Source organism: Alteromonas sp. 4NS20-0143, from assembly GCF_057542855.1.
On record NZ_BAAJLR010000001.1, the window covers coordinates 31,533 to 50,617 of the forward strand.

The following is a 19,085-nucleotide window of genomic DNA, read 5'->3' on the forward strand; positions in this document are numbered from 1 at the left end:
GGGCACAAAAGGCGAACTCGGTAAGGCAAACACAGCGGTTTATTTGTATGTAAACCAGTGACCGCCTGTTATTGACTCAAAATACATAAAGCGTGCTTGCTGTTTCTCAAGTTTTCCAGCTTTAGAAGCTGTAAGTTCCAAACTTGCACCTCTCTAACTTACATTGGCGCTTACATCAGAACTTACATAAGAACTTAAATTAGCACGCTGCTAACTGCCGTTAACAATATTTTTACAATTTTAGTGTGCAGTAAGATCATACGGGCGTCAATGAATATTGACTAAATAATCATCTGTTTGGCGGGGCAGTGTTTATAACGTTTTGAGTTTTTCGGCCAAGGCTATATATCTGAAGACTGAGTTTATTCAATCAAACTTTTAAAATCAGTACATTTTTACAGCGTTATTGACAAATACACACCCAACGGTAAATACTAAGCTGAACAATGATAGATATGGACATAATCATTAAAGCGCTCGTATTGTATTTTATAGCATTTGCTGAAAGTCGGCATTGGGGAAGACTAGGGTTATGGATTCGCTCTGCAGCGCTAGTATTCTTAATCCTTCTCGATCCGTTCAAGATAACCACTGCGACTGACAATGCATCTGCAGATATCCTAAATAGGGTAAATGCCCTTTACTATAGCAGTAAAGGGCAAGACGAAATTGTCGTGGTGCTCATAAATGATGATTATCTCAATAACAATGGATTGAGTTGGCCCCTCTCTTACGTTCAGCAAGCCGGTTTATTTAAGCGAATTTTATCATACGAGCCAAAAGGGCTTTTTGTTGATCTACTTTACACACATGATAGGTCTGCGCGGGGAGATTCCCCCGAGCCATTAGCCAATATTTTCGATAGGTACAGCTCAAGAGTACCGATCTATCTTCCACGTGTTAATAATTCGGCGCTGTCCGGCTCCAATTTCTTTTCAAGTACTGATCCAGTTATAGTTCAATGGGACGGTTATGACAGCTACTATCCCTCACAGATTGACTCTTTATCTACCCCTGCCTTTGCCCTATACAGCCAATATTGCAACGGCGACTCTCTGTGTTCTATTCCTGAAACACCACCGCCAATTGCTTTGCAGTGGGGAATGGAACTATCTAGCGCCCAGTATAGCTTGACGAATAATGCAAGCTGCATGACAGAGCAACATACGCTGACAACAATGTCGCAAATTCTTCTGTCAGAGGTATTTTGGAAATTTGTTCCAGAGTGGCGTCAACGTTGTGCTTACTCCACTACATTGCCACCAGACTATCTATCTGCCACTAAAAGTGAGGATAAAAAGATTCTGAAAGATCTTTTAAAAGACAAGTTCGTGATGGTTGGCGCATTAATTCAAGGTGCACGTGATGAAGTATATTCACCTGTACATGGAAAAGTAGCCGGAGTTTATTTTCACGCAATGGCACTTGATAACTTGATAACGTACAAAGAGCATTATTTCAGACCTGCACCAACGGTTTTGGGTAATATCGATTTGGCAGATATAACCGATTGTTTATTGTTTCTGCTGGTCTTTATGTGGCGAGAGAAGGTTGCTGAAAGGCAGTCTGAAAATAAGAATATTGGTGCAAGCGATAAAAGGTTTATAGCGGTCTCGGCCATAATTCTTATTGTACTTCTCTTAGCTGTCGTTATCGTTTTTTCATATCTACTTAATTTTGAACCAATCAATTGGGTAGCACAGTTAACACTTATCCTCTCTATTTTTGCAGTAAAAATAAGGTTATTCACACCGTTAAAAACATCTATTACATACCTTAAAGGTCTTACCAAGGAGAAAATCGTATGATGAAAAAATATTCTGCCGCACTAACGTTACTCATGACGTTTAGTGTAATAGCAAATGAACCGTTAGCCATTACAGGCTTTAGTGTTGATGAAATTGAAACACTCGATGCAAAAGGGAAGGTAATTGCAACAGTCGCCGTAGACACTCTTCCAAGTACTGACATACCCGTACTTGAGAGAAACGATGTACTCGACCTCGTTAAAATAAAGAATTCAAAGGGAGAGGGAGTGTGGCTGGATACATATTTCGTACAGCTGAATAAAGGAAAGGTAGTCGATTTACCCTGTTATAAAATAAGTGAGACAGGGGCAAAGGATAAAAGAGAAACCGGCACCATGGGTTTTGGGGGAGCGTGTGAAGATGCGAATTAATTCTACTTTTACTAAGCTAACCATTATTTTGGGCTCTTTATGCGCGATCAGTGCTTGCCAAAGCACTATTGAAGGAATGGGCGATGCAGTGGGTAACCTCACTGGCAAGAGTATTCACAATAGCTTCGATGGAAAGTACATCTCTCAACCACAAGTTGCTGAATACAAACAGCGAGAAGATGAATTTAGTGGCACTGAAGGAGTGATCAGTTACTCTGGAAAGGATATCCCAAAGCAGCAAATTCGGCAGTCTCACGTCGTTCATTCTCCGAGATTAAAAAAATACCTAGACGGTATTCTTGATAACCTCATGGCTCAATGGGATGGCAGTCCAGTAAACGTTCAAATTCAAGTGGTTCATTCTCAGTCTTTTGCGCCCTATGCTGATTCCTTCGGTATGATAAGCATTCCCATTGGTACACTGAACAATGTGGAAAGCGAAGACGAGTTAGCTATTCTTATTGCGCATGAGGTTAGCCACATTCTTATGCGTCATCACGAGCGGGACGCTGTAGTTCAAGACAATAAAGAAAACGTTAATATGCTAGCCAGCGCAATCGTTATGGCAAACGTTGCGAAAGACACGAGCTTTGTAAAACAGGGTAAATCAAGAACACTTGAATATAATCCAAGCGAGCAGGGCAGTGACAATATTTCAAAGGCAATGGTTTACAATGCTGTGATACAAACGGTGTCTGATAGTGTTTGGAATACGGCTTGGAAGAGAACTCAAGAAGATGAAGCGGATTTGTTAGGGTTTGACCTTGCAATTGCTGCTGGATATTCTCCGCGAGCTCACTCTCATGTGCTAGAACGGCTAGAAAACTTTCAAGGAAAGCAAGAAGGCATGCTGTCTGCTTTTTGGGAAAAGCAGCAAGAAGCTCTAACTGGAGCCTTCAAAGCAGGAGATTTAGGAGGGATCAGCCAGCAGTTTAACGCATTCCTAGTAGAAGGACTAAGCACATCTCTTTCAACTGCCGCTGATTACTTTCAAAAACGCCACATGGCGCCTGATGTGAGAGAAGAAAATATAAAGTCTTACGCATTAAGAGTGTATCGTGATGAGGTAAGGCGCAAAGTAGATCGTCAGAAATGGAATGAAGTAAAAGAAGTTCCAGAAGTTGCAACGGTACTGAGTAGTTATAAGGTAGCGTTTGAAGCCTCTAATGCTTTGTCTGCGGGCGATATTGATACAGCGATGTCGCTTGCTCGTGAATCACAAACTTCACTCACAAAAAACCACCCCTATATGCGAGAGCTTATGTACAACATACGTATGGCCAAAGGTGACAGCATCAAAGCAATGCAGAATTTAGATTTAATTGAAAGATGGCAGGATGCGTCTCCCTCTCTTGTAGAAATAAGGGTTGAGCGTTTAATGAAGCAACAAAAATTTGAAGATGCTCTTGCTGCTATTGAAAGTGCGGAAAATACATTCGGTAATGAAAGCTTATTTATAATACAAAAAAGTATCGCTCTTTCGAATACTGGTAATAATGAGGAAGCTCTTTCTACTCTCGATAAATGTGAAAAATACGACGAGTTTAAAGTAAGCTGTCAGTCGTTAAGAGAAAGGATAAGTTAATTAGTGATTATAAAGTTGGAAATACTCACTAGGTAAAAGCTGTGTAGATTTAATTCAGTTCTTCTATCGCAAAAAGTTTCTAAGGCTTTTAACAATAAAAAACGGGCTGCGCTTAATTCAAGCGCGGCCCCTTTTTTTAAATAAAATGAGGTCGATCAACTAGTTTACGATCGTAGTTAAGCCATTAAGCTTTCAATAGCAGGGTGTCCACTATGAAATCTAAACACTTCATCTGGCGTTTCGATAAGTACTGCTTCTGCATCTCCGAACAATCTTATACGGTCTGAAATGTCTTTACCCGCAATTGTTTCGGCAAGGGTCAAATAGTCCTCAAAATGGCGTGCTTCTGAGCGTAATAACGACACATAAAACTTGCCGAGTTCATCAGACACATGTGGAGCAAGCTTGGCAAAACGCTCACAGGAGCGCGCTTCAATGTAAGCACCGCAAATGAGCTTATCCACCAACTTCTCTGGCTCGTAGGTGCGAACGTGTTTAAGTAGTCCGTTAGCGTAGCGACTAGAGGTTACCGATTTATACTCAAACCCAAGGCGATGCATTATCTCAAGCACTTGATAAAAATGGTGAAGTTCTTCTTTAATCAACATGACCATTTTATCCAACATGTCTTTTTTAACGCTGTCTAAGCCATCAACATTGAACACGCTCTTTGATAAATGCTTCGTGTTTAGCGACTGCCAGTCGCCAACGTGTCTATACGTAAAGTCTTCATAAGGTTTAAGCCAGCCTAGTAGTACTTTACTGGTTTCTTCATCTGCTACATAACGGCGAAGTAAGTACATTGCGCTCTGGGCAGCTTTCAACTCACAAATTAAATGGTCGGTAAGCAGCATACGAAGGTTCTCTTCTTTCTTTGCTTCATCTAACCATGCGTCTGGTGTATTACATTGCAAAAATGCATTTACTGGCTCAAGGAGAGAAGATATTTCTGAAGATGATATTGCAGACATTAATGTACTTACCTGATGAAATGACGTGAAAACTGTTACGATTAGCATTCTTGTAATAATGCTGGATGCATGTACTGACAGCATAAGCGCTGACTACTTGGCAGCGTTGCTGACCATTTTTTATAAATTTTACCTGATGGCCCCTGTTACACACAACCGAAATAAGAACCAAACAACATTATGAATTATTTAGCTCATCTTTTTCTCGCTAAACCAACGGCAGATTCCCAATTTGGTAATTTGCTAGGCGACTTTCGTCGGGGAGTCGATGTCACTTCTTTCTCATCGGATGTGCGGCGGGGGCTTGAGAATCATTATGTAGTGGACAAATTCACTGACCAACACGACTTAGTGAAAGAAGCGAAAACACTGTTTCATCAAAGCAGGCGTCGATACGCTCCCGTCGCTATTGATATCTATTTTGATCACCTGTTAATTAAGCATTGGGCTCGTTTTTCTGACCAGTCATTTTCATCATTTTGCTCTCAGCGATTTGAACTGCTAGAAATGCGGCTGCCGCAAATGCCACGCACAATGCAGCATAGCGTTGGTCATATGATCACTCATAACTGGTTCGACGATTACGCAAGAGAAGAGGGAATTGCTAAGGCCATTACGGTGGTAGCAAAACGCATTCGCTTTAAAAACGACTTTCATAAAAGTGTGGATGATATTGCAAGCAATAAAGCTAAATTGGAGAGCTTGTTTCTCTCGTTTCTTCCTGAGCTTATTGAGCATGTTAATGAAAAGGCGATAGAAAATTAACCGCCCTTAGCGGAACCGCATTCTCTTCGAGCATATGTGTGAATAAGCCTATACAGAGGTATATCGACTAATTTCGTTAACTTATCGTTCTAATTAGAGAGAATAAGCCACTAGGGTTATAGTGTTTGTGTCAATAATCCAAACAAAAAGAAGCGTGTATGAAAATGACAATATCCTACTCAAGCACTCGTAAAGCGGCAGCGACGTATTGCCTGCTGTTTCTTTCACTATTTACGTTTAACACTATTGCACAGGAACACGACCGTGCTATCGAAATAGACAGTAAAGTTGTTACCGAACATGAGACCAAAATTTTAGGCAAGCGCGTTAAATACAGCGCCACTACTGGCACCCAGCCAGTGTGGAATGGTAAGGATGAAGCTGTCGCAACGCTTTTCTATACTTACTACAAGCGCACAGATATAAAAGATGATGCCAAAAGACCCCTGATCATTTCATTTAACGGCGGGCCTGGTTCTGCGTCAGTATGGATGCATGTAGCGTATACAGGGCCTCGTATTCTCAATATCGATGATGAAGGCTATCCAGTGCAGCCTTATGGCGTACAAACCAACCCATACTCAGTATTAGATGCCGCTGACATTGTATTTGTTAACCCGGTTAATACAGGCTATAGCAGAGTGTTGCCAAATGCCGAGGGCAAAATGCCGTCACAAGAAGAGCAGAAAAAAATGTTCTTCGGCGTTAATGCCGATATTAGCTACCTTGCAGATTGGGTAAATACCTTCGTTACCAGAAACAATCGCTGGCGCTCTCCTAAATATCTCATCGGCGAAAGCTACGGTACTACGCGGGTGTCAGGCCTTGCCCTTGAACTACAAAATCGTCAGTGGATGTACTTAAATGGCGTTATTTTAGTTTCTCCAACCGATATTGGTATTGAGCGTAATGGCCCGGTAAAAGCGGCTAACCGCTTACCTTACTTTGCTGCTGCAGCGTGGTACCACAATAAGCTTGATTCAGAGCTTCAAAGCAAGGACCTGCTTGAATTACTTCCAGAAGTAGAAGACTTTACTATTAACGAGCTAATACCGGCATTAGCGAAAGGTGGCTTTATCGAGCCAGAAGAAAAGCGCAAGGTGTTGGCAAAAATGGCTCGTTACTCTGGGTTAAGTGAAGATGCCGTTTCGCAGAATAATTTAGATGTAAGTACCGCGTTTTTCTGGAAAGAGTTGCTGCGCGATGAAGGCAAAACCCTTGGCAGACTAGACAGTCGTTATTTAGGTATTGATGCTAAGCAAAGTGGTGATAGACCAGACTACTGGGCCGAGCTTACCTCTTGGTTGCACTCGTTTACGCCGGCCATTAACTACTATCTTCGCGAAGAGCTAGCGTATAAAACCGACATTAAATACAACATGTTTGGTCCAGTTCGCCCGTGGGACAGAAGTAATAACAATACGGGAAGCAATTTGCGCCTAGCGATGGCTCAAAACCCCTATTTAAATGTCATGATTCAAGCTGGTTATTACGATGGTGCAACCAATTATTTTGATGCCAAATACACCATGTGGCAGCTAGATCACAGCGGTGCAATGAAAGACCGTTTAAGTTTTAAAGGCTATAGAAGTGGGCATATGATGTACCTTCGTCGTGACGATTTGAAATCATCGAATCAAGATTTACGCGAGTTCATTAAAAACAGCACGCCTGGTGAAGGTATGCCTGCTATGTATAAACGTTAATTAAGGAGTTGATAATGAAGGCCGTAGGCTACACTCGCTCGTTGGCGATAGTTGATGACAATGCGCTAGAAGATATCGAAGTTGAAAAGCCCAGTGCAACAGGCACCGATCTACTTGTAAAAATTAGTGCCATCGCCGTTAACCCAGTAGATTGCAAAATTCGGCAACGGGTTGAGCCACAAGGACAACCAAAAATACTTGGTTGGGATGCCGTTGGCGTAGTGGAGGAGGTAGGAAGCGATGTCACGGCATTCGCGGTGGGCGATCGTGTGTATTACGCAGGAGACCTTACTCGTCAAGGCACCAACGCAGAGTATCAATTGGTTGATGAGCGCATTGTAGCACTAGCGCCAAAGTCGTTGTCTGATAGCGAGGCGGCAGCGCTGCCGCTGACTACCATTACGGCTTACGAATTACTGTTTGATCACCTGTTGCTAAAACAGCAACAAGAAAAAAGTGATGAAGTGGTGCTCGTGGTTGGAGCCGCAGGCGGAGTAGGCTCTATTATGCTGCAGTTACTGAAGGTGCTAACTGGCGCTACAGTTATCGCCACAGCGTCTCGAGATGAGACGAAATCGTGGGTTAAATCCCTCGGCGCTGATCATGTAATCGACCACAGTAAACCGATGGCCGAGCAAATAAAGGCACTTAATGTAGGGCAGGTCACTCACGTTGCCAGCTTAACTAATTCCGAAGCCAATATAGAGATGTTTGTTGAGGTAATGAAACCGAAAGGCAAGCTAGCGTTAATTGACGACCCTGAAAGTATTGATGTATCGAAGCTTAAGCAAAAAAGCTTGTCGCTGCATTGGGAGTTTATGTTCACTCGCTCCATGTTTGAAACCGACGATATGATTGAACAGCACCGTCTGCTAAAACATGTCGCCGATTTGGTTGATAATAAAAAAATCAAAACCACAGTGGGTAAGCATTTAGGGAAAATAAATGCCGAAAACCTTATTACTGCGCACAAGCAGCTTGAGGCCGGAACCGCTGTCGGTAAACTCGTGCTAGAGGGTTTTTAAAAAATACCTATCACTAAGTGACAAGAAGGGCGTTTATACGCCCTTTTTTGTGCCTTTTTTCGTGCTCGACGAGTGTTTCATTAATGCAGCATGAGTGGGAGTATTTGAATTTTTGCGCTAACCGACTATTTTTTAGAAGTGGTGATTTCTAAAAATAGAGCGGAGTAGAGCTTGAAGAATGTGAGCGATATTACTGACGGTTCAAAAGATTTCAGTGGTTTTGAACAAGAAAAAGAAAATATCGATAAACCATCAATTCTCTGCGTAGACGATGAAGTGTTTATATTGCACGCTTTGCGCCGCCAGCTTCGCTCTCTTGGCGACATTCACATTGAAGAATCTTGTCTCAGTGCACTTGAACTTATTAAGTCTCAAACCTTCGATATTATAATCACCGATATGAAGCTACCCGACATGACTGGTGCTGAATTTTTAGCAGAGGTGAACGGGTTGGAGCTTGATGATGTGCCAGAGTGTCTTCTCATTACAGGGTATTCAGATAGTGATTCGTTGGAATTTGCGATTAATACCGGTTTAGTTCAGCGGTTTCTAAATAAACCATGGAAACAGAGCGAACTAATCGTTGCCGTTCAAGATCTTCTTCAAAAACGAAAACTAAAACAGGAGAACCGAAAGTTAAGCTTTGAAATACATCAACGCAACCAGCAATTAAATAGCACAAATAAGCGGCTCACTCGCGCTCAAGTATTGGTCGATAAGCATGTCCTATCTGCCAATATTAACGCAGACGGACGTATTGCTCACGTGTCTACTGCGTTTTCTGAGCTTACCGGTTTTAGTTCTTATGACCTTGTTGGAGAGACTCATAAAGTGCTTTGTGAGCAAGATACACCCTCTGATGTGTTAAAAGATATGTATTCTACCCTTTTGAATGGCAAAGCGTGGTCAGGTGAAATTACTGCACGGTCAAAAGATAACACGGTGATTTATGTGGATGCGTCCATCGAGCCAGAAACTGATAGTACGGATGAATTACTAGGCTTCACTGGGTTCTATCAAGATATTACCGATAAGAAGCGCATTGAGTTGCTGTCTGTTACCGACCAGCTTACTGGAATTTATAATCGTCGAAAATTTGAGCTCGAACTAGAGCATGAGTTAAGTAGGGCGAATCGCTATGAAAATAGCCTAACGTTAATCGTTATTGATATCGATTTGTTTAAACAGGTTAATGATACTTATGGTCACCAAGTTGGTGATAAGGTTTTAGTGTCAGTGGCAAATCTTATAAAAGACAATATTCGGCGCTCGGATATTCTCGCCCGCTGGGGCGGGGAAGAGTTCATTATTATGAGTACGCAAACTGCACTGGCCGGCGCGTTAAAACTAGCTGAAAAAGTGCGAGGCTTATTAGCGTCTTGCAAGATGGATGTAGTTGGCTGCATTACTGCTAGCTTTGGCGTAGCAGAATATCGACAAAATGAATCTACAGAGAGCTTGTTTAAACGAGCTGATACCTTACTTTATAAAGCGAAAGAAGCGGGTCGTAATCGAGTTGAAGGTGAATCACTTTCACTTGATGAGAAAAATCATCTCGATGGCTGAATGTGTGCATAGTAGATATAACTACCAAGCTGACGATATCACCTTGATGAAATCCATTAACACTATTTTTTAATCTATCCCTCCTCAAATCAGTATAAATAGATGTTATTACAAGTTTTATTTAGCCTGATATTACTGCTATGCTGGTTTTAATATAACGTTTACAACCCTCTGTAAATGTTCTTCCTAATGAGTGAGATGAGTTTGGCCTTAACTAATTTTAGTAGCGATCATTACCTCTTCACTGAATTGAAAGATTTATTAAAAAGTGATGACCGCTTGTTTAACTTCATTGAGAGTTCTGCTCTTGATGGGGTTTGGTTTTGGGATTTGGAAAATCCTGAAAAAGGCTGGATGAGTCCCACCTTCTGGAAAATACTCGGTTACGACCCTACCAGTAAACAACACCTTCGGTCGGAGTGGCAAAATATTGTCAATCAAGACGACGTTAAAGTAGCCCTTCAAAATCTAGAAAATCATTATGCCGACGAGGACTCAACCTTCGAGCAGGTAATGAGATACACACATAAATCGGGACACACTATCTGGGTTCGCTGTCGAGGCGTTGCTATCAGAAACAGTGAAGGCAAGCCTATTCGGATGCTTGGTGCGCAAACGGATGTTTCCGATATTAAAGAGCAGGAACGGGCGCGAACAGAGGATGAGGAAAAACAGAAACTTGCTTTTCAAAAGCAGGCTACGCTGCTAGATGAACTCGAAAAAACCGCCAATATCGGTACGTGGGAAGTCAATTTACAAACAAGCAAGGTAGTGTGGAGCGACCAAACAAAACGCATTCATGAGGTGCCGCTCGACTACGAACCGAATCTAGAAGAAGGCATCAATTTTTATAAGCCAGGAGAAAGCCAAAGGCTTATTACTGAAGCGGTAGAGAAGGGGATTAGCAAAGGTGAGCCTTGGAACTTGGAGCTTGAACTTGTTACTGCAACTGGGCGAAACATTTGGGTAAGGGCTCAAGGTAGGCCTCAATTTGAAAATGGCGAGTGCACCGGGCTATTTGGCGTTTTTCAAGATATAACGCCGCAAAAGCAGATAGAGGCACAGAAACAAAAAGTTCGCGAGCGGGCGGTAGCAGAATCAATACGGCTAAAGGTCGCTAACGATGCCCTTGGTATGGGAGTGTGGGAGTTCGACCTCATTACCGAAGAGCTGCTTTGGGATAAGTGGATGTATTTGCTGTACGGTGTGTCTGAAGAGCACTTTACCGGTGCTTTTGAAGTATGGGAAAACACCATACACCCAGATGACATTGATGATGCAAAAGCATTACTCGACTATTCAATAGAAAACGATATTAAATTTGACACCCAGTTTCGTGTGATAATGCCAAACGGTAACATTAAACACCTTAAGGCCAACGCTATTATTCTTCGTAACGACGCAGGGGAGCCAGTTAAAGCCATTGGTGTTAACTACGATATTACCGATAAAGTCGAAACTATGAAGGTGCTTGAGCAAGAAAAGCAGCGTGCAGAGGCGGCAGCAAAAGCGAAAAGTGATTTTCTTGCCAATATGAGCCATGAAATACGCACACCTATGAATGCCATTCTTGGTGGTCTTCAGTTGTTGAGAAACTCAGATATCCAAGGAAACCTTCGTACCATTCTCGATAACTCCGCATTCTCAGCACAAAGTTTGCTCACCATTATCAACGATATTCTCGACTATTCAAAAATTGAGTCGAATAAACTCAGTATAGAGCTTGCGCCTTTTTCGTTACTAGAGGTACTTAGCGCCGTTAAATACGACATGGATGAAATGCTAAGCAGCAAGGGCGTGGCCTATTCTGTCGATATAGATGATAACTTTGAAGATGGCTGGATTGGCGACATTGTTAGGGTAAAACAAATAATTTTGAACCTTGTTTCAAATGCAGTGAAGTTTACCAGCAAGGGCTCAGTGAGAATAAAAGTTGCCAATCGCAAACACAAAGGCAATCAAATGATAGCCATAAAAGTTATCGACTCTGGCATAGGCATGAGCAAAGAAGCCCAACAGCGGATATTCGAACGGTTTTCACAAGCCGACGCCAGCACCACACGGCGCTATGGTGGCACAGGACTTGGAATGGCTATTACATTAAGCTTAATAGACTTGATGAATGGAGATATTAAGCTCAACAGTATTGAAGGTACAGGCACAACAGTAACCGTGTTTTTGCCACTTGAGCCAACACAAATCGATACGCAAACTAGAGCCAAAAAATCATTGTCTGCCCCATTGATGTCTAACAAAAAGATACTGATTGCTGAAGACAACGCTATTAATCAAGTTGTTATTCAAACCATGCTAGAAGATACGATGGCTGCAATAACCATGGTAGATAACGGCAAGCAAGCGGTTGATGCGGTACAAAAAGAAGACTTTGACCTTATTCTTATGGATATACATATGCCGGAAATGGATGGTGTGGAAGCCCATCGACAAATAAGCGCAATGAAAAAGCATATCCCTGTTATTGCGCTTACCGCTAATGTGATGCCTGAAGACGTAGCCTATTATTTAGAGGAAGGGTTCGACAGCCACTTAGGTAAACCAATAGACATGAATCAACTGTTTGGCATGTTAAAGCAATACAGTCGATAGATTGCCTCTAAGCGGTACAGTTATTATTTTCGGCTGTAGGCCTTTAAATAACTCACATCTTAAAAAGTGCATTAGACTCCTGTCTTTTGCACTTTCGCCTTTTGAACCCTTGGCTACAGGGCTAAATTTACAAGTGTACGACCAGACAACTGACCTTTTAAAATAGCGTCAATTTTTTCGTCTAGCTGAGATAAACCGACCTCAGTGGTTAATGCTTCAAGTTGATTGAGTTTCCAATCACCGGCAAGCTTATCCCATAGCCTTATTCTAGGAGGCATAGGGCACTGTACTGAGTCTATGCCTAGTAATGACACTCCGCGCAATATAAAGGGAAATACGCTTACATCAAGCTGAGCTGAAGCGGTAAGCCCGCAACAGGTAACAACACCACCGTATTGAGTCGACTTAATTGCCTGAGCAAGAAACTCACCGCCGACTGTATCCACCACACCAGCGTATTGCTCTTTAAGCATTGGGCGCTCTTTATTCTCTAGCAAGCTATCGCGATTTATCACACGGGCAGCGCCTAGAGACATAAGGAAGTCGGCCTGTGAGTCTTTACCCGTGCAGCCTACCACGCTAAACCCTGCTTGGGCGAGCAACGCCACGGCGACGCTTCCAACGCCTCCCGTTGCACCCGTTACAAGTATTTCGCCGTCTTCTGGCGTTACATTGTTTTCAACTAGCCCTTGTACAGACAACCCAGCGGTAAAGCCTGCAGTGCCTAATACCATGGCTTCTTTTAACGACAGACCGTCTGGTTTAGCAACCGCCCATGACGAAGGAATTCGAATATATTCTGCAAACCCCCCAGAAGTATTCATACCCAGATCGTAGCCCGTAATGATGACATCATCACCCTCGTTAAACGCGTTATCATCGCAAGACACAACAGTGCCTGCTGCATCAATACCTGGAGTGTGAGGAAAGTTTCGGCTTACGCCAGGGTTGCCTGAAGCAGAAAGTGCATCTTTATAGTTAAGCGAGGAGTATTTTACTTTTACAAGAAGCGCCCCTTCAGGAAGTTCATCTACATGTCGCTCAACCACAGAACGTGAAAAGGTTTTATCTTCAGATTTCTCTACAAGCAATGCTTGAAATGTTGTCATTGTAGCTTTCCTTAACTGTTAATTACTTGCAGCCCATTCTGACGGTAAATTTATTTTGTGCAAGTATGCACTTTTTAGTAGGGTAGTACCCAAAATGATACTATTGAGCTTTATTGAGGGTGCAACATGGCGCAAGTATTAAAAACGGACAGTGCTCGCTTAAGTGAGCATAAGACTGAGCTCGAAGTAGAAAAAGAAAGCGAGCGTGAGAGCAATCAAGACACTCCGCAATATATTTGCGGTGTGGCTGTCTCACTTGAGATTATTGGTGGTAAGTGGAAAGGCGTAATTTTATGGCATTTATGCCATAAAACACTTCGATTCAGCCAGTTAAGACGCCGATTGCAAGGGGTGACACAAAAAATGCTCACCCAGCAGCTGCGAGAATTAGAGAGAGATAAACTCGTAAATCGTAAGGTTTATGCCGAAGTGCCGCCGCGGGTAGAGTATTCGTTAACTGAACTAGGACGAACATTAGAGCCCACGTTACGTCAGTTATGTGAATGGGGGAAACAATACAATGATGACCATCGCTAATGAGCATCGTTAAACGCCGGTTATCCAGAGTAACTGCTTTGAAGACGTAATTTTTGGAAAAGGTCAACAGCATAAAATGCCGCCGTAGCATGGATGTGACACTTGGACCCTTAAATTAAAGAAAGGCCCGAAACAGAAGTTTCGAGCCTTTCGTATTGACGGAATCCGTGGTGTCTTCGCTGTAATTAACCTAACAGCTCTCTAATTTTTATCGTAGACGCTTTTTCTGCGTCTTTTATATGGATAGCGGCATCCACAGCATTAATATCAGTAGTATTAAAGTCGATTTCAAGACGAGCGCTATCTCCCTGATTTTCCCAGTTCAAAGCAAGCAGGCTTTCTTCATACGACACAGAAAAATCACCATTAAAAGCGTTGCTGTGATTTCGTAACTTAATGAGCTCAAACAGCCCTTTAACAACCGGCTTTTCAACGGCTTCTTCTACTGTTTTAGTCGACAAATAGGGGCGGTTTATATCGCGGCCTACATTCGTTTTAGCCAGAAGCTCCATGTCGTTATCGGCGGCGAGTAGCCCTCCGTAATAAACTTGTGGAATACCAGGGCTGAAGAATTGGATGGCGCGAGCTAAAAGATAGCTAAAATTGTTCTTACCCAGTGCATCGTAATAGGTACAGTTTACCTGATATAAATCCACATTATTCGCTGCAGCCCCGGTGGCTTTTCTCGACTCGCCGTTTGAATTTGCATGTATTTGTTCGACAAGCGCGTTTATCGCCTCGTTTTCAAGGAGCCCGGGCTTATCACCATTTGCACCAACATCAACAATGCCAATACCGTCGTGGGTGTCTAAAACAGTAAAGCAGTTGCGTGGAGAAATAGATAACCAGTGGGCTAGGGCACTCGCATCTTGGGTAAACAGGGTATGCAACACCAATGGTGGTAATGCGAAGTCATATACGCTGTCGCAGCGTGCAGCAATATCAATTTGCGTTTGATAGTGACTGTGAATTTCGACAAGACATTGCATGTTCATAGAGCGCGCACGGGTGCTCAATTCTTCAATAAACGCAAAAGTCTCTTCAAGCATAAAGCAGTTAGTACCAGCTCGTTTAATTGCATAACCCGCAGCATCAAGGCGAATCAGGTCCACATTACTTTCGGTAAACGAAGTAAGGATAGACGATAAGTAGTCTTTCCCAAGATCAGACTCAACATCTATATCAATTTGGTTTGACGTGAATGTCGTCCAAAAAGGTACCGTTTCATTGCCTGCAATATCATAGTCGCTAAAAAACGGTGTTGGGCGAGGTCTAAAAACCTGTGCAATCTGCGCATCAGTTTCAGCGTCGTCGTTGCTGGTGAAAACGTCTTGTTTAGTCAAAAAGAGAGGCCAGTATGTTGAGTCTCTACCGTGCTGTAGTACATCACGAAACTGCTGACTCTGCGCTGACATATGATTAACAATAAGGTCTGCCATAATATCAACAGATTCACCCATTTTCTTCACATGGCCCCAATCACCAAGGCGTTTATCGACACTTGTATGGTCAATAGGGTCGAAACCGGCATCTTCACCATCGTAGGGATAATAAAATGGTAATAAGTGCACACCCTTAAATAAGTTCGCCAGTGCACCATTTAAAAGGCTATTAAGGCTTTCGATACTGCCATCGCCCAATCTATCTGCATAAGTAATTAACTGAACGCCGTTGCTTATAGACATTGAAATTCTCCGAAAATACGGTTGTTACAGTAGGCGCAGTCAGTACGCCTTGGTATGTAATGAATACCATTAAGCAAGAACCGCTTTATTAAAGTCACTTTCAATAAGGTAGAGGTTTAGCTTAACAATCAGTGACACGAGAGTAGAGTCGTTAATCCTAATGACTTAACAACTCGAGCCTTTCTTAATCGATTAAGTTGCTAAGAAGGAATATAGCAATGGATTACTGATTTGTAAATGAGATGTTTATTTGTACAAGGCAGGGTTTGGTAGAAAAAGATTAAGCTAATCAAAAAACCGTAACTTTTTATGCAGGGACAATACTATTAACCAGTTAGTGCACGGTTTTATCCAGTGCACCTGTTGAATATAGATGTTTTTCAACGGCACTTACGTTATTGCTTCGAATCGAAGATGTCTTTTCTATGTTTCAGCAAGCTAATTTCATTTTGAGAGGCGACAAGAAACGCATCAAAATCTTTGATTATTTCTGGGTGAGTTATAGTTGATAGAGCATAGGTGTATTGAATACTGGGCGCTTCGGTCGAGGCCACAAAGTCATCTTTGTTATAGCCCAATTCTTTAGCATGATGACGCACAACGGTAAGATTAACATCAAGTCCGTCAACCATCCCTCTTTTAAGCAAACCCACTAAAACAGGCATTGAGCTTTCAAATACAAACTTAGTTTTGCCGCTATTGATACGGTTCTTCCAGTGAGGACCAGGCATAAAACCATACAGTGAGCCAATCACTTTCAACGTCGACAACGGTTTATGTTGGTTCTTTTTCAATACAACCGTATCTGCGCGTAATTCAATGATGTCACCGCTAAACACCAGGTTTTCCGTGTTTACATTCCAGATGGGGTTGTCGGGTAGGCGAAAATCAATGCTGTCTTGTTGATACCACTCTTCAAATCGAGTGATGGGGAGATGAATATATTCAAACTTTACGCCGCGCTTCTGTGCAAATAGCTCCATCACGTCGATTAAAAAACTGGTTTTATACCGACCGCCTTTTTTTGTGAACATAGGGTAGTAATCAACATCTTCAACACCCACGCGATAAATTGGCTTATCCTCCGCTTGAACGGAAGCACTAAAAACCGCCACTAACAGAAGACTACTTAATATTATTTTTATTAGACTAATCATAAACCCCAACACACCAAGCGACAGCGTTGTTAATAACCTTATGTATATTGTTTAGTAAGTATACACACGGCGATTAGATATGGCGCCTTTTTATGATTAATTTGTCTTCTCTTGTTCTTGTTCAATTTTTTTTACTTTATCTTTCCACTCGTCTAGCTTTTCAAAATAGGCGTCCCAAACGCATGGGCAGCAGGAGCCGCCGCCACAGCAATCGTCTTTTAGCGGTTTTTCAGGCTCTGGAGGCAAGTTGTTTTCGGTGTGCTCACTCATACATTGTTAACAATATGTAGGCTTTGGCTGATTATGTCGTGCTGTGAAGGGGAATTCAAATAAAAGGCCTCCATGCTAGGCATAGAGGCCTTGTTTATAGGCTAATGGATTAGACTAGGTGCTTTGTGGCACGTGTTTATTTCACGCTCAGGCTCATGCCTCAGGTGTCGTACTGCCGTTTAACTTCGTATCGTTTGCGTTGGTTTGTTTTGGCGACGTTGCTGTGCCCGCAAGTAACTCACTGTTTCCGGTTATTAAGTCGCTTAACGTACCTTTTTCACCATCAACGAGACCCACTTCTCTTAGCATTGAATCTACTAATGGGGCGTTGGCGCGATAGTTAAGTGCAGCTTGAGTGACTTGCTCGGCCAGCCCACTGCCCGATGTGGCAACTGTATGGCTTCCTGTGCTAGACGTGCCTCCTTGACCATAGCCTTGAAGAATTTTAATGCCTTCGATATTTTCAAGAGGCTTCACAGCTTGCGCAACCAATTCAGGCAGTACTTTCAGCATGGCTAATGATTTTTGTAGCTCTATTTGCTCATTTTTCAGCGTATTTTCAGCTTCATATAGCGCTTGCTTACCTTGCGCTTCAACTGCAAGCACTTTTTCATCGGCTTCAGCTTGAAGCATTTTGGCATCTGCCGACGCTTTTGCTTCTGTCAAAATGGCCTGAGCGCTGTTTTCTGCGGCTTCTTTTTTAGCTTCTGCTTCAACAGTAATACTTACCGCTTCGCGCTCTGCTTCTTTGCGCGCATCAATAACTTCAATTTGCTTCTTACGTTCGGCTTCAGCTACCGACCTGGCGGTTAATACCGCTTCTTCTTTTTCAACTTTTTGCTTTTCGGCTTCCGCTGCTTTTGCTCGTGCAGCAGACTCTTCCTCTGATTTTGTAGCAACAGCAATTTGCTTAATTTGCTCAGACACTTCAACTTCTTGTTGTTGGCGAATTCTTGCTTGTTCAAGGGCTTGGCGTTTGGCTATCTCTTGGGTTTCAATCTCTCGAGACTTTTCAATTTCAGCGGCTTCAATCGCACGATTTTTAGCAATTTCTGCTTCCCGTTCTTCACGCTCTTTCATTTCACGCTGTTTAGCAATTTCCGCTTTTTGCTCCTGACGCTTAAATGCAAGTACCTGCTCTTGAGTAAGACGCGCTTCTTCTTCGTCACGTTTAACATCAAGAGACTGCTTTTCAGCAGCAAGGTTACGCTGCTCTATCAAAATACGGTTTTCTTGTTGTATATCGTTTGTTTCTTTGCGCTTTTCTTCAATTATTTTGGCTAAGCGAGCTCGGCCTTCGGCGTCAAAGGCATTATTTTCATTAAAAAACTCAAGGTCAGTCTGGTCAAAGCCAGTCAAACTTACCGACTCTAGCTCTAGTCCGTTTTTCTCTAAATCGTTCGCCACACTTTGCTGCACTTTTTGCACAAAGTCGGCTCTTTGTTCATGCATTTCGGTCATGCTCATTTCTGCGGCAACGGCACGCAGTACATCAACAAATTTAGACTCCATTAGCTTTTTAACTTCCTCTGCACGAGTGGTTCTCGTACCTAGGGTTTGCGCTGCCATTGAGATCCCACCGGCATTAGGCGCCACTCGCAGATAAAAATCTGCTTTCACGTCTACGCGCATTCTGTCTTTCGTTATTAATGCGTCTTTTTGGGTTTTCTCTACTTCAATGCGAAGGGTATTCATGTTCACGGGAATAATTTCGTGAACCACAGGCAGTACTAATGCGCCGCCATCTTTAATCACCTTTTCGCCACCGAGTCCGGTTCTGACAAAGGCCGTTTCTTTAGTGGCTCTTTTGTATAACTTGGCAAATATTAAACCTATAACAATAAGTCCAATAACAATAGCGCCGGCAACAAATATAATCGACGGCATATTAGTGGTTTGAATTGTATCCATACTTCTTCTCTT

15 protein-coding genes are annotated in these 19,085 nt (G+C 42.6%); 9 read left to right on the top strand and 6 right to left on the bottom strand.

Annotated elements, in window-relative coordinates; translation table 11 throughout:
- The first annotated feature begins 455 nt into the window (after positions 1-455).
- The 3 genes from AC27HD_RS00140 to AC27HD_RS00150 are packed head-to-tail and all read left to right on the top strand — an operon-like array spanning position 456 to position 3,764.
- On the top strand, positions 456-1,808 hold the full coding sequence (locus tag AC27HD_RS00140; protein WP_487103012.1) for a CHASE2 domain-containing protein: 1,353 nt from the start codon (positions 456-458) through the stop codon (positions 1,806-1,808).
- Positions 1,805-2,179, top strand: coding sequence for a hypothetical protein (locus tag AC27HD_RS00145; protein WP_052010237.1), 375 nt, complete (start codon positions 1,805-1,807; stop codon positions 2,177-2,179). The genes AC27HD_RS00140 and AC27HD_RS00145 overlap by 4 nt, the downstream gene beginning before the upstream one ends.
- Positions 2,169-3,764, top strand: coding sequence for a M48 family metallopeptidase (locus AC27HD_RS00150; protein ID WP_032096727.1), 1,596 nt, complete (start codon positions 2,169-2,171; stop codon positions 3,762-3,764). The genes AC27HD_RS00145 and AC27HD_RS00150 overlap by 11 nt, the downstream gene beginning before the upstream one ends.
- Before the next feature lie 176 nt (positions 3,765-3,940).
- Here AC27HD_RS00150 and miaE read toward each other — a convergent pair whose 3' ends face one another.
- The gene (gene miaE, locus AC27HD_RS00155) at positions 3,941-4,735 is read right to left on the bottom strand and encodes a tRNA isopentenyl-2-thiomethyl-A-37 hydroxylase MiaE (protein ID WP_081926682.1); all 795 of its coding nucleotides are present in this window, start codon (positions 4,733-4,735) and stop codon (positions 3,941-3,943) included.
- Between the two features lie 180 nt (positions 4,736-4,915).
- On the opposite strand from miaE, the gene AC27HD_RS00160 reads away from it, so the two are divergent.
- The 5 genes from AC27HD_RS00160 (at position 4,916) to AC27HD_RS00180 (ending at position 12,404) form a co-directional block, all read left to right on the top strand.
- Positions 4,916-5,500 carry an acyl carrier protein phosphodiesterase gene (locus tag AC27HD_RS00160; RefSeq protein ID WP_032096726.1) on the top strand — a complete coding sequence of 195 codons (585 nt, stop codon included), beginning with the start codon at positions 4,916-4,918 and terminating at the stop codon, positions 5,498-5,500.
- Positions 5,501-5,658: 158 nt separating this feature from the next.
- Positions 5,659-7,206, top strand: coding sequence for a S10 family peptidase (locus AC27HD_RS00165; protein WP_487103015.1), 1,548 nt, complete (start codon positions 5,659-5,661; stop codon positions 7,204-7,206).
- Between the two features lie 14 nt (positions 7,207-7,220).
- Positions 7,221-8,231, top strand: a complete 1,011-nt coding sequence (locus tag AC27HD_RS00170; protein WP_487103017.1) for a zinc-binding alcohol dehydrogenase family protein — start codon at positions 7,221-7,223, stop codon at positions 8,229-8,231.
- Between the two features lie 180 nt (positions 8,232-8,411).
- The gene (locus AC27HD_RS00175) at positions 8,412-9,797 is read left to right on the top strand and encodes a GGDEF domain-containing response regulator (RefSeq protein ID WP_487103870.1); all 1,386 of its coding nucleotides are present in this window, start codon (positions 8,412-8,414) and stop codon (positions 9,795-9,797) included.
- A 198-nt stretch (positions 9,798-9,995) separates the two neighbouring features.
- A complete protein-coding gene (locus tag AC27HD_RS00180; RefSeq protein ID WP_487103019.1) occupies positions 9,996-12,404 on the top strand; it encodes a PAS domain-containing hybrid sensor histidine kinase/response regulator in 2,409 nt (802 codons plus the stop codon).
- A 113-nt stretch (positions 12,405-12,517) separates the two neighbouring features.
- On the opposite strand, the gene AC27HD_RS00185 is transcribed toward AC27HD_RS00180, so the two are convergent.
- Positions 12,518-13,513 (bottom strand): YhdH/YhfP family quinone oxidoreductase, encoded by a 996-nt coding sequence (locus AC27HD_RS00185; protein ID WP_487103021.1) that lies wholly within the window; start codon positions 13,511-13,513, stop codon positions 12,518-12,520.
- A gap of 126 nt (positions 13,514-13,639) precedes the next feature.
- On the opposite strand from AC27HD_RS00185, the gene AC27HD_RS00190 reads away from it, so the two are divergent.
- On the top strand, positions 13,640-14,050 hold the full coding sequence (locus AC27HD_RS00190; RefSeq protein ID WP_487103023.1) for a winged helix-turn-helix transcriptional regulator: 411 nt from the start codon (positions 13,640-13,642) through the stop codon (positions 14,048-14,050).
- A gap of 185 nt (positions 14,051-14,235) precedes the next feature.
- Here the strand turns inward: AC27HD_RS00190 and gtfA are convergent, their stop codons facing one another.
- The 4 genes from gtfA to AC27HD_RS00210 all read right to left on the bottom strand — a co-directional run bounded on the left by gtfA (position 14,236) and on the right by AC27HD_RS00210 (position 19,073).
- A complete protein-coding gene (gene gtfA, locus AC27HD_RS00195; protein WP_487103025.1) occupies positions 14,236-15,735 on the bottom strand; it encodes a sucrose phosphorylase in 1,500 nt (499 codons plus the stop codon).
- A gap of 395 nt (positions 15,736-16,130) precedes the next feature.
- Positions 16,131-16,892, bottom strand: coding sequence for a type 2 periplasmic-binding domain-containing protein (locus AC27HD_RS00200; protein ID WP_487103027.1), 762 nt, complete (start codon positions 16,890-16,892; stop codon positions 16,131-16,133).
- A gap of 96 nt (positions 16,893-16,988) precedes the next feature.
- Positions 16,989-17,162: an oxidoreductase-like domain-containing protein gene (locus AC27HD_RS00205; protein ID WP_081926690.1), complete on the bottom strand. Its 174-nt coding sequence runs from the start codon at positions 17,160-17,162 to the stop codon at positions 16,989-16,991.
- A gap of 153 nt (positions 17,163-17,315) precedes the next feature.
- Positions 17,316-19,073, bottom strand: coding sequence for a flotillin family protein (locus AC27HD_RS00210; RefSeq protein ID WP_487103029.1), 1,758 nt, complete (start codon positions 19,071-19,073; stop codon positions 17,316-17,318).
- Positions 19,074-19,085 lie beyond the last annotated feature (12 nt).

Bases quoted from the DNA above. Each gene is read 5' to 3' on its own strand.
- AC27HD_RS00165 (WP_487103015.1), top strand. From the start codon at position 5,659: ATGAAAATGACAATATCCTACTCAAGCACTCGTAAAGCGGCAGCGACG.
- AC27HD_RS00150 (WP_032096727.1), top strand. From the start codon at position 2,169: ATGCGAATTAATTCTACTTTTACTAAGCTAACCATTATTTTGGGCTCT.
- gtfA (WP_487103025.1), bottom strand. From the start codon at position 15,735: ATGTCTATAAGCAACGGCGTTCAGTTAATTACTTATGCAGATAGATTG.
- AC27HD_RS00160 (WP_032096726.1), top strand. From the start codon at position 4,916: ATGAATTATTTAGCTCATCTTTTTCTCGCTAAACCAACGGCAGATTCC.
- AC27HD_RS00210 (WP_487103029.1), bottom strand. From the start codon at position 19,073: ATGGATACAATTCAAACCACTAATATGCCGTCGATTATATTTGTTGCC.
- AC27HD_RS00145 (WP_052010237.1), top strand. From the start codon at position 1,805: ATGATGAAAAAATATTCTGCCGCACTAACGTTACTCATGACGTTTAGT.
- AC27HD_RS00205 (WP_081926690.1), bottom strand. From the start codon at position 17,162: ATGAGTGAGCACACCGAAAACAACTTGCCTCCAGAGCCTGAAAAACCG.
- AC27HD_RS00200 (WP_487103027.1), bottom strand. From the start codon at position 16,892: ATGATTAGTCTAATAAAAATAATATTAAGTAGTCTTCTGTTAGTGGCG.
- AC27HD_RS00170 (WP_487103017.1), top strand. From the start codon at position 7,221: ATGAAGGCCGTAGGCTACACTCGCTCGTTGGCGATAGTTGATGACAAT.
- AC27HD_RS00140 (WP_487103012.1), top strand. From the start codon at position 456: ATGGACATAATCATTAAAGCGCTCGTATTGTATTTTATAGCATTTGCT.
- AC27HD_RS00190 (WP_487103023.1), top strand. From the start codon at position 13,640: ATGGCGCAAGTATTAAAAACGGACAGTGCTCGCTTAAGTGAGCATAAG.
- miaE (WP_081926682.1), bottom strand. From the start codon at position 4,735: ATGTCTGCAATATCATCTTCAGAAATATCTTCTCTCCTTGAGCCAGTA.
- AC27HD_RS00185 (WP_487103021.1), bottom strand. From the start codon at position 13,513: ATGACAACATTTCAAGCATTGCTTGTAGAGAAATCTGAAGATAAAACC.
- AC27HD_RS00180 (WP_487103019.1), top strand. From the start codon at position 9,996: ATGAGTTTGGCCTTAACTAATTTTAGTAGCGATCATTACCTCTTCACT.